At 41.5% G+C, this 11,554-nt stretch carries 10 protein-coding genes, 1 rRNA gene and 1 other annotated feature; all 11 genes read right to left on the reverse strand.

The genetic code is table 11. The features are described from left to right. Positions 1-24: 24 nt before the first annotated feature. Positions 25-242 (reverse strand) — a binding site (T-box leader). Between the two features lie 42 nt (positions 243-284). Beyond that, positions 285-1,748, reverse strand: coding sequence for a glutamate--tRNA ligase (gene gltX / locus FQ085_RS17455; RefSeq protein WP_058386753.1), 1,464 nt, complete (start codon positions 1,746-1,748; stop codon positions 285-287). Between the two features lie 40 nt (positions 1,749-1,788). Continuing rightward, entirely contained in the window at positions 1,789-2,289 is a 501-nt protein-coding gene (ispF, locus tag FQ085_RS17460; protein ID WP_058386754.1) for a 2-C-methyl-D-erythritol 2,4-cyclodiphosphate synthase, read from the reverse strand. Next, complete coding sequence (gene ispD / locus FQ085_RS17465) at positions 2,286-2,981, reverse strand: 2-C-methyl-D-erythritol 4-phosphate cytidylyltransferase (RefSeq protein WP_058386755.1); 696 nt, start codon at positions 2,979-2,981, stop codon at positions 2,286-2,288. The genes ispF and ispD overlap by 4 nt, the downstream gene beginning before the upstream one ends. 30 nt (positions 2,982-3,011) lie before the next feature. Continuing rightward, complete coding sequence (locus FQ085_RS17470; protein ID WP_058386756.1) at positions 3,012-4,091, reverse strand: PIN/TRAM domain-containing protein; 1,080 nt, start codon at positions 4,089-4,091, stop codon at positions 3,012-3,014. 93 nt (positions 4,092-4,184) lie between these two features. After that, positions 4,185-5,561, reverse strand: coding sequence for a DNA repair protein RadA (gene radA / locus FQ085_RS17475; RefSeq protein WP_058386757.1), 1,377 nt, complete (start codon positions 5,559-5,561; stop codon positions 4,185-4,187). A gap of 61 nt (positions 5,562-5,622) precedes the next feature. Further along, positions 5,623-8,085: an ATP-dependent Clp protease ATP-binding subunit gene (locus tag FQ085_RS17480; protein ID WP_071153294.1), complete on the reverse strand. Its 2,463-nt coding sequence runs from the start codon at positions 8,083-8,085 to the stop codon at positions 5,623-5,625. After that, positions 8,082-9,173 carry a protein-arginine kinase McsB gene (gene mcsB / locus FQ085_RS17485; RefSeq protein WP_058386759.1) on the reverse strand — a complete coding sequence of 364 codons (1,092 nt, stop codon included), beginning with the start codon at positions 9,171-9,173 and terminating at the stop codon, positions 8,082-8,084. Before mcsB ends, FQ085_RS17480 begins: the two co-directional genes overlap by 4 nt. Further along, positions 9,163-9,696: a UvrB/UvrC motif-containing protein gene (locus FQ085_RS17490; protein ID WP_058386760.1), complete on the reverse strand. Its 534-nt coding sequence runs from the start codon at positions 9,694-9,696 to the stop codon at positions 9,163-9,165. Before FQ085_RS17490 ends, mcsB begins: the two co-directional genes overlap by 11 nt. A 12-nt stretch (positions 9,697-9,708) precedes the next feature. Beyond that, positions 9,709-10,179, reverse strand: coding sequence for a CtsR family transcriptional regulator (locus tag FQ085_RS17495; RefSeq protein ID WP_058386761.1), 471 nt, complete (start codon positions 10,177-10,179; stop codon positions 9,709-9,711). Positions 10,180-10,975: 796 nt separating this feature from the next. After that, positions 10,976-11,122 (reverse strand): hypothetical protein, encoded by a 147-nt coding sequence (locus FQ085_RS18185; protein ID WP_156423935.1) that lies wholly within the window; start codon positions 11,120-11,122, stop codon positions 10,976-10,978. Between the two features lie 316 nt (positions 11,123-11,438). Next, a 5S ribosomal RNA gene (gene rrf, locus FQ085_RS17500) occupies positions 11,439-11,554 on the reverse strand.

The raw sequence follows: 11,554 nt of genomic DNA on the forward strand, positions 1-11,554 counted from the left end.
AAAAAGCGCCCCTGTCATATACATGACAGAGACGCTTAGTTGCGCGGTTCCACTCTGATTAAAAGAACAGCTCGTCCTTTTCTCTCGAAAGCCTATAACGCAGGCAAAACGTCTGGTCTACTTGATTCGACTCAGCACTCGGAGAGGCATTTCGATGCGGCAGCGGCTCGGATCCCTTTCAGCCGATGAGGATCTTCTCTTGAGAGCTTGCTGCATGTACTTCTTCTCGTCAACGTTTTATAGATGGTAAATCTATTTTACACCGTCAGCCTAATAAGTCAATGTTAGGCACCTGCATATTGTGAAACACGGGCGATGGCTTTGTCTTTACCTAATAAAGAAATAGAGTCTGGCAATTCAGGTCCGTGCATTTGTCCGGTGATCACTACACGAATCGGCATGAATAGGTTTTTGCCCTTATGCCCTGTTGCTTTTTGAACGGCTTTGATTGCTGCTTTGATTTCAGCTGGCTCAAAATTTTCAAGTGCAGCTAGCTGTTCTTTAAAAGCCGTCATCACTTCTGGCACTTGCTCAGCAGCCAAAATTTCTTTTTCCGCTTCGCCATACGTCAATTCGTCAGTGAAAAACTGTTCAGACAGCTCAGTGATTTCTGCACCATAGCTCATTTGATCGTGGTACAAAGCAACTAGCTTATTAGCCCATTCTGTTTGCTCATCCGTCATTTCTTCTGGCAGTTTGCCTGCTTTTTGCAAATGCGGTAGAGACAATTTCACGACTTCTTCAAGCGGCAATTGCTTGATGTATTGGTTGTTCATCCACATTAATTTCTGTTTATCAAACATTGATGGTGATTTAGATAAGCGCTCCACATCAAAGATCCGAATAAATTCTTCTTTCGAGAAAATCTCTTCTTCACCTTCTGGAGACCAACCAAGTAGCCCAAAGAAATTAAATAAGGCTTCTGGAATGTACCCTAAATCTTTGTACTGCGAAATAAACTGCAAGATCGACTCGTCACGCTTCGATAATTTCTTGCGGTCTTCGTTGATGATTAACGTCATATGACCATAACTCGGGTAGTCCCAGCCAAATGCATCGTAAATCATCATTTGTCTTGGTGTGTTCGACAAATGCTCTTCGCCTCGGAAGACATGTGAGATTTTCATCAAATAATCATCGATAACAACTGCAAAGTTATACGTAGGAATACCGTTCGTTTTAACCATGACCCAGTCGCCAACATCTTTTGACTCAAATGAAATTTGCCCACGCACTAAGTCATTAAACTCATACGTAGTATTAGCCGGAACTTTTGCACGAAGAGTGAATGTTTTTCCTGCTGTTTCTTTTTCAGCAACTTCTTCGGCTGTTAAATTGCGACAAGTGCCACTGTATTGTGGTGCTGCAATACCAGATGCTTTTTGTGCATCGCGTTCTGTTTCCAACTCTTCAGGCGTACAGAAACATTTATAAGCCAATCCTTTTTCAAGCATTTTCTCAGAATGCTCTTGATACGTATCCAACCGTTCCATTTGACGGTAAGGACCATATTCTCCGCCAATATCAATTGATTCATCGTGTTCAATACCTAACCATTTTAAATTATCCAACTGCGACATGATCCCGGTTTCAATGTTACGAGCCGTATCTGTATCTTCAATACGGATAATGAATTTACCATTATTGTGGCGTGCAAATAAATAGTTAAATAGAGCTGTACGGGCGCCTCCAATATGCAGGTGACCTGTAGGACTCGGTGCATAACGTACGCGTACTTCTTGTGTCATTTAATTTCCTCCTAAAATGTCTTATCCTTCTGCTATTCTATCACTCCGGGACATCAAGTGAAACCGGACGTTTTGTTAACAAAATCACTGCTAATGAAGCAATTCCTTCTTCACGTCCAGTAAATCCAAGATGCTCTGAAGTCGTGGCTTTGACGTTTACCTGCGAAACATCAGCTTCTAATAAGGTCGCAATCGATTCACGCATTTGCTCAATGTAAGGGGCCAATTTCGGCTTTTGCGCAATAACTGTGCAATCAATATTGCCGAGCTCATAGCCTTGTTCTTTCACATATTCCCAAATATGCGTTAACAGTTTGCGGGAATCAGCATCTTTAAATTCTGGATCTGTGTCTGGGAAATGCTTGCCAATGTCGCCTCCACCTATCGCGCCAAGTGCTGCATCTGTGATGGTATGCAATAAAACATCCGCATCTGAATGACCAAGCAATCCTTTGTGATGTTCAATTTCAATACCCCCCAAAATAAATGGGCGTCCTTCAACTAATTGATGCACATCATACCCTTGTCCAATTCGAATCATTTTTGTTCCTCCTGTAAGCGACTTTCCAGAATAGCTTTTCCATAAATCAAATCATCTGGCGTCGTCATTTTAATATTTTCGTATGTACTTTCAACAATCGCTACGGGTTGGTTTAAACGCTCAACAAGCATCGCCTCATCAGTTCCCATAAATCCATCTTTGTGGGCTATGCGTGCTGCTTCTAAGATCAACGAGTAGCGGAATGCCTGTGGTGTTTGAATCATCCATAATTGATTGCGGTCAACTGTTTCTGTGATTACACCGTTTTCGGCTTTCTTGATCGTATCTTTTACCGGTACAGCAGCAATAGCCGCTCCTGATTGTTGGGCCGTTTCTGCTAATTGCGCAATTACTTTTTGATCGATAAAAGGTCGTGCTGCATCGTGAACCAAAACAACGCCACAAGGTGGAATCACTTCAAGACAGGCTCTAACGCTATCTTGCCGTTCTACTCCCCCTGTAGCGTAACCTTGTACTTTTGTCAGATTGTAGCGTTTTACATAGTCCTCTATCAATTCCTGCTCCTGCTCTTTGACCGCCAGCCAAATAGCATCACAATTGGGATCTTGCTGAAAAACGTCTAACGTATAAAGAAAAATGGGCTTGCCAAAAAGTTCGAGTAGTAATTTATTTTTATCAGCTTTCATTCGTTTCCCACTGCCAGCAGCAGGTAAGACCACTGTATAATTCATCGAAAAACATCCTTATCCTTATGTTGCACGTTATTTGCCTTCACGCGGTTTGGCGAAAATCATTCGTCCTGCAGAAGTCTGCAATACACTCGTTACTGTCACATTGATCGCCTGACCAATAAATCCTTTGCCGCCTTCAATGACAATCATTGTCCCATCGTCTAAATAAGCGACACCTTGATTTTGCTCTTTGCCGTCTTTAATAACCACGACGTGCATATCTTCTCCTGGAATCACGACAGGTTTTACAGCATTAGCTAAATCATTAATATTCAAAACAGGAACATTATGAAGTTCACACACTTTATTGAGGTTAAAATCGTTGGTCACGACTTTGCCGCCCATTTTCTTCGCAGCGCGCATCAATTTTAAATCGACTTCGCTCACTTCGTCAAAACTTTCTTCTGTGATCATAATCGCATCGACACGTTCGCTTTGAAGCCGTTTTAAAATATCCAACCCACGTCTGCCTCGCGTACGTTTTAAGGTATCGGAAGAATCGGCAATATGTTGCAACTCAGACAACACAAATTGCGGCACAACAAACGTACCTTCCATAAAACCGGTTGCTGAGATATCGGCAATCCGACCATCGATGATGACACTCGTATCAAGCAATTTATAAGAAACTTTTTCAACAGGCTCTTCTGGCTCTGGCTTTTTCGCTGGTGCAAATCTAGCCGGCGTCAACATAGACAACATTTCTTCACGTTTTTTAAATCCTACCTGGAAACCTAAATAGCCAAGTACTACAGAAAGCACTAAAGGTGCCACTGTCGCAACTAGAAGAATATCAACCGTACTCAGTGCAAAGCCAACTAGGAAAGCTACTACAAGACCAATGACCATTCCTATCGTCCCGAACAACAGATCCGGTGTTGGAGTACGTAGCAATTTCTCTTCCATCCATTTCATAAAATTGATTAGCGAATCGACAAATAATAAAGACAGTAAGAAAAAAACAAGAGCCCCCACAATTGCCGCTACGTAAGGGTTGCTGATCCACGGATTGTCGAGAAGGGGAATAAGTTCAAATGCAGATGGCAATAATAAAATTCCGATTGTCGCACCAATAAGTAAAAACATAATTTGAATAATAGGTCTTAGCATAAGCTCCACCTCCTTTTTTTAATTATACACATTTTAAAACGAGAACGCTCCAATGACACCTGTTTAGAAATAAAAGGAGGCAAAATCGCCTCCTTACTGTGGAAAAATTTCTTTTAATGCATCGTTAACACTTTCTACACCGACTACGCGAATTCCTTCTGGATAATCCCAACCACCTAAATTAGATGCTGGAATAATCGCACGCTTAAAGCCTAGTTTTGCTGCTTCTTGAACGCGCTGCTCAATACGCGATACGCGTCTAACTTCACCAGTCAATCCGACCTCTCCAATAATACAATCATAAACGTTTGGCGCTTTGTCTCGGAAACTTGAAACAATACTTGCCAATACAGCCAAATCAATCGCTGGTTCGTCAAGCTTTACGCCACCTGCAACTTTAATGTACGCGTCTTGCGCTTGCAAAAGCATACCAACGCGCTTTTCTAGAACCGCCATCAATAAGGTCACTCGATTGACGTCAATTCCCGTCGCCATCCGTTTCGGATAATTAAAACTTGAAGGAGTCACCAATGCTTGAATTTCAACTAAAATCGGCCGTGTTCCTTCCATTGAAGCGACGACTGTTGAGCCTGCCGAACCACTCGACCGCTCTTGTAAAAATAGTTCTGATGGATTCAACACTTCTTTTAATCCACTTTGAAGCATTTCAAAAATCGCGATTTCATTTGTTGAACCAAAACGGTTTTTCACACTGCGTAAAATGCGGTAAGTGTGGTGGCGTTCGCCTTCAAAATACAACACCGTATCTACCATATGTTCCAAAATCCGAGGTCCTGCAATTTGCCCTTCTTTGGTTACGTGTCCCACTAGAAAAATGGCAATATTTTTTGTTTTAGCGATTCGCATTAATTCTGCCGTACTTTCTCTTACTTGCGTCACACTCCCCGGTGCAGAGGTGACTTCTGGGTGGTGAACAGTCTGAATTGAATCGATAATAACAAAATCAGGTGCTACATCTTCAATCGTGTGATGAATCAATTCAAGATTTGTTTCAGCGTAGATAAATAACTCAGAAGATGATGCATCTAAACGCTCTGCACGCAATTTAGTTTGTCTAATCGATTCTTCTCCGGAAATATATAATACCCGGTTCCCACTATTTGCAAGCATCGCAGAAACCTGCAACAGCAACGTTGATTTCCCGATACCGGGGTCTCCTCCAATAAGTACCAGTGATCCAGGTACAATCCCACCACCCAGCACACGGTTTAATTCGCTGAGCTCTGTTTCTACTCGTGGTTCATCTTGCGTTTCAATGGCATTGATCGGTATCGCTTTTTGAGGAACCGCCGCACTATGCTGAAAAGCACCACGCGTCCCTTTAGGAGCAGCCACTTCTACTTCTTCAGTCATCGTATTCCACGCTGCACAGCCCGGACATTTCCCCATCCATCTAGCCGATTCATAGCCACACGACTGACAAATAAATTTCGTCTTTTTCTTAGCCATGTGTACCTCCTTAAATAGAAAAACCGCTCGCCGGAAAGTGACTCCGGAGAGCGGAATGTTCTTATTGTTTTTCTATTGCTACTTCTTTTTCTTTTTCAGACTCACTTGTACGAACGACAAATTCATCACCTTCTACATCAAAAATCATTTTTTGACCTGACAGAGCCGTGCCTTTTAATAGCTCTTCTGACAAACGATCTTCTACGTGTTTTTGAAGTGAACGACGCAGTGGACGAGCTCCATACTCTGGGTCATATCCTTCTTTCGCCACTTTTTCAAGCGCTGCTTCTGTTAACTCCAAATCGATATCCTGCTCTTTCAAGCGATCGACCAATTGTTTTGTCATCAACGTCACAATCTCTCTCAAGTTTTCTTTTTCAAGAGAATGGAAGACGATCATGTCATCTACACGGTTTAAGAACTCTGGGCGGAATGCTTTTTTCAATTCAGCAAGCATTTTCCCTTTCATGTCCTTATAATCCGTTTTTGCATCATCCAAATTAAAGCCAACGTATTTATTGTATTTTAGCTCTTCTGCCCCGACGTTTGAAGTCATAATAATGACCGTATTACGGAAATCGACTCTGCGACCTTTTGAATCCGTCAATCGACCATCTTCAAGAACTTGCAATAGAATGTTGAAGACATCTGGATGAGCTTTTTCAATTTCATCAAGCAGGACGACTGAATAAGGCTTTCTGCGAACTTTCTCCGTCAACTGTCCGCCTTCTTCATAACCCACATAACCTGGAGGCGAACCGACTAGACGAGAAGTCGAATGTCTTTCCATGTATTCAGACATGTCGATACGAATCATCGCTTCTTCATCGCCAAACATAGACTCAGCTAGGGCACGTGCTAATTCCGTTTTACCAACACCGGTTGGTCCAAGGAAAATGAACGATCCAATTGGACGTTTTGGATCTTTCAATCCTGCACGGGCACGTCGGATAGCTTTTGAAATAGACGTCACGGCTTCATTTTGTCCAATCACACGGTTATGAAGAATAGACTCCAAGTTCAATAATTTATCCGATTCTGTTTGTGCTAGTTTCGATACCGGAATACCGGTCCACATAGACACGACTTTCGCAATATCTTCTACTGTCACTTCAGACTCTTCTTTGCCTTGTTTTTCTTTCCATTCTTTTTTCGTTTTGTCTAATTGGTTTTGCAATTTCTGTTCTGCATCACGTAGCGAAGCCGCTTTTTCAAACTCTTGGCTTTGAACTGCTTCATTTTTCTCAGAACGTGCTGCTTCTAATCGAGATTCCAACTCTTTTAAATCTGGTGGAGTCGTATACGAACGAAGTCTTACTTTCGATCCAGCCTCATCAATCAAGTCAATCGCTTTATCCGGCAAGAAACGATCCGAAATGTAGCGATCCGACATTTTAGCTGCTGCTTCAATTGCTTCATCGGTAATTTTCACACGGTGATGCGCTTCATAACGATCACGCAAGCCACGGATAATTTGAATTGATTCTTCTACTGAAGGCTCATCTACTTGAATTGGCTGGAAACGACGCTCAAGAGCTGCATCTTTTTCAATGTATTTGCGGTACTCATCTAACGTTGTCGCACCAATACACTGAAGTTCCCCGCGTGATAGTGACGGTTTTAAAATATTAGATGCATCAATTGCACCTTCTGCACCGCCAGCACCGATTAATGTATGAAGCTCATCGATAAACAGAATCACATTCCCTGCCTGACGAATTTCATCCATCACTTTTTTCAATCGATCTTCAAATTCACCACGGTATTTTGTTCCAGCAACTACTGTCCCCATATCCAAAACCATAACGCGCTTGTCGCGCAACGTTTCTGGAATTTCGTTGTTAACGATTTGCTGAGCCAATCCTTCAGCAATCGCTGTTTTACCAACACCAGGCTCACCAATTAACACCGGGTTGTTTTTTGTTCTACGGCTCAACACTTCAATGACACGTGTAATCTCATCACTTCTGCCGATTACAGGATCTAATCCACCTTCACGAGCGACTTGCGTTAAATCACGAGCTAAGCCGTCTAAAGTTGGTGTGTTTGCCGAAGCATTCGGACTCGTACCTGTTGATGCCTGCTCATTGCTCCCTAGAAGCTGCAACACTTGCTGGCGCGCCTTATTCAAGCTAACACCTGCATTTCCTAACACACGAGCCGCAACGCCTTCTCCTTCACGAATAAGCGCTAACAGTAAATGCTCTGTACCTATATAAGAATGGCCCAATTTACGGGACTCATCAACTGACAACTCAATCACTTTTTTTGCTCTTGGCGTGTAATGAACGATTGGACCAACGTCTTTTTCGCCAACACCCACTAATTCTTTAACACCTTCTTCGATCAACTGTGTGTTCACTTCAATCGCTTCTAGAGCTTTTGCGGCAATACCGCCACCTTCACGAATCAAACCGAGAAGAATATGCTCTGTACCGATTGATTCATGTTTCATGCGAATGGCCTCTTCTTGAGCTAATTGAAGAACTTTTTGTGCGCGTTGTGTAAATCGATTAAACATCATGCAAGATCCTCTCCTTCACTATTCATATCTATTTTATTCAATCGCTCCCGGAACAACTTCGCCCGGGCAAAGTCACGTTCTTTCGGTTGCAGTGGCTTGTCTGCATATTGCTGCAGAAATGCTGGCTGCATAAAAATCATTAATTCATTCAAAATCGACATATTCATATTTTGAATCATCTTTAAATCAATACCCAATCGAACATCTGACAGACAAGTCGCAGCTTCTTCCGTCGTCAGCAGTCTCGAATGGGTAAGAACACCAAGCGAACGATACACCCGGTCCTCTAACATTAAAGGTGAGTTTAACAATATGGCTTCACGTGCTTTACGTTCTTGCTGGATAATCTGTTCTGTCATATTCTCCAAATCTTGAAGAATTTCATATTCTGATTTACCAAGCGTTAATTGATTGGATATTTGATAAACATTTCCTAACGCCTCGCTACCTTCTCCATAAATGCCACGTACTACCATACCAAGCCTTGAGATCGCGGGAATAATCCGTTGAATCTGATGAGACATAGTCAAAGCCGGTAAATGAAGCATAACCGAAGCTCTCATTCCAGTGCCAACATTGGTCGGACAGCTAGTCAGATACCCATACTTCTCATGAAAGGCATAAGACAAATTCTTTTCTAGTAACGTATCTAGTTCACTTGCTATTTGATAAGCTTTTTGAAGCTGAAATCCAGATTGCAAGCTTTGAATCCGCAAATGATCTTCTTCATTTACCATAATACTCAACTCTTCGTTTTCAGACAATAAAACAGAGCCCGGGTGATAGCTATTCATAAGGTAAGGACTAATTAAATGTTTTTCTACAAGCACTTCTTTTTGTAATTGGGCAAGTTCGTCAATATTGATATGGCTAAAAGTATAATCTAACTCACTACCTTTATCTAATAATACAGAGGAAATTTCTTTATCCACTTTAAGTGCTTCGTCTTCTGTAAAGGCATAAGGGAACTTAAAATCATTCAAATTTCTAGCTAATCTAATTCTTGTACTCATTGCAATATCTACATTGCTACCATCATTGGCCATCCAGCTGCTTGCCCGAGGTTGGAGAAACCGTTCAACTGCCATCTGGTGAACCTCCCTCAAGCGTTACGTTTAATCGTTTTACCTCGTCTCTTAATCTTGCAGCTTCTTCAAATTCTTCTTCTTGAATTGATACCTGCATTTGCTTTCGAAGTTTTTCAATCTCTTTTTTAATTTTTAACGTTGATCCGTAAGAAGCGGGTATTTTTCCCGTATGTTCTGTATTGCCATTATGAAATCGCTTGAATATTTCATTGAGTTGTGACGAAAATGTATCATAACAGGAAGCACATCCAAATTTTCCAAGCTTTAGAAAATGTGAAAAAGTAAAGCCACAAGAAGGACAAATAGCCACTTCTTTTTTGGGCCTGCTAATAGTCGCTTGCGAATTAGGGAACCAATTCGATAATAGTTGGTGAATAGCTAATGGATCCTGTTCAAAAGCAATATTGATACTATGATTTTCAGCAGCACAGATATGGCATAACTGAAGCTCCATCACCTGTCCTAGCTGCTGTTTTTTCACTATTACTGATGCAGAACGTTCTCCGCACTGGGTACAAATCATCTTTTCACCTCTTTAAGTGTTCGATTCATATTTAATTGTAAAAAGCATCGCTATAAGAATCCGTGCACGGACTTCATCACGTATCGGAAGAGCCAACAGAAGAGTTGAACGATCTACTGCGCTTAGAATTAGTTTTGCCTCTCGTTTAGAAACAATCTCTTCATCCAGTAGCCTAAAAACAATGTCTTCTGCCATTACTTGAGTAGCTCCATGTTCCAACCTCTGTATTACTTCTGCAATTACGTCTGATTTTTGATGAAGTCTAATTCTCTTAATACGAATATATCCACCGCCGCCACGCTTACTTTCTACTAAATACCCACGATCAACAGTGAATCGAGTATTAATGACATAATTTATTTGAGAAGGAACACATTGAAATTTTTCAGCAACTTCACTGCGTTTAATTTCAATATGATCTCTCTCGCTTAATTCGATAACTTGTCTTAAATAACCTTCAATTACATCCGAAATGTTTCGCACCGTCTTCACCTCTTTAATACATAATATGATGAAATTGACTTTGACTATATTTGACTTAATTATACACCAAGCTTTTTAGAGATATCAAATAGTAAGTATCGAAAGTATTACTCACACCGATTGTAAACTTAAGTTCGACAACTAAAAAAGCCATTCGTAGTAAATTCACTATGTATTTTCCGACCAAAGAAAAATAGAGGAGCGATCACGGATGAACCGGTGATGATAGAAGCCTCCCCCCTTTAGCATATACCTGTGGCGCAAATTGCCAAACGTCTGAATCGCTTCCTGCAGCCAATTACAATGTCATCAATTTCCTGAAACCGAGCCACTCAACCCGCGATTATTAAACCTAGTCCCAAAAACAAGAAACTCTGTGGGCGCCTTTTAGTTGTTTTACCGAAGTAATAAAAAATCTATATCAAAAACTTGGTAGCTCAGGACTGAACACTAGACGTCACTCTAGGCCACGCAGAGATGATTCCATTCGCACGCTCTAGCGCATGTTCAAAAGGCGGTTTCTTGATGTTGCCGCACCCAATACAAGGGAAACGAAAGCTCAACGGCTACCAGGAACGCCGATGCAATAGGCGTTCCAACGGCATATTTCTGAAAGAAAAGCCAATTATCCTTCGTTCCAAAAAAAGTTCGAGCATATCCGAGGCAACACCATTGCAGGCGCTCCCCACAAAAGTGCAGTAATCACACAGGTTGAAAGACTGACGAAAGTGATCATCGCCTTGGTACCTGCAGGACGTAAGCCGTGAGGTATTAAATCCGCGTTGAATAAATGGTTTCAAAGAGTTCCAAGAAATTTGTTTAATTCCATCAAGTTTGATTGTGGCAAGGAATTTTCCAATTGGAACCATAGTGCGACCGGTACGACATATCGATTTATTTTGCGGATATTGGCCCGCCTTCCCAGCGCGCCTTGAATGAACATTCCAATAAACTCCTTTGTAAAGATGGATTGCAGGCAGATGGATTAATCATTTCTACGATGACTGACTAACGGAATCAATTTTTAAAAAACCCTTGAAGCAATTCAGCTTCAAGACTCTTTACTCACTGTTCTATTTCGAAATATCAGCTACATTTCTTATTGAAGTACTATCAGTAGACCCAATAAAGATGAAGGCATCATTCTTCATTTTCTTCAATAAACATACTTAACTTATCAACTACCATTTTTTATCGCGCTCTAATTTTTTCCATACAAAAAAGCCGTTACCGGAATCGGTAACGACTTTTTTTCATGTGCCCAGCGACGTCTTACTCTCACAGGGGGAAACCCCCAACTACCATCAGCGCAAAAGAGCTTAACTGCCGTGTTCGGGATGGGAACGGGTGTGGCCTCTTTGCCATCATCACTGGA

Source organism: Planococcus sp. ANT_H30, assembly GCF_008369335.1.
GTDB classification, from domain to species: domain Bacteria; phylum Bacillota; class Bacilli; order Bacillales_A; family Planococcaceae; genus Planococcus; species Planococcus kocurii.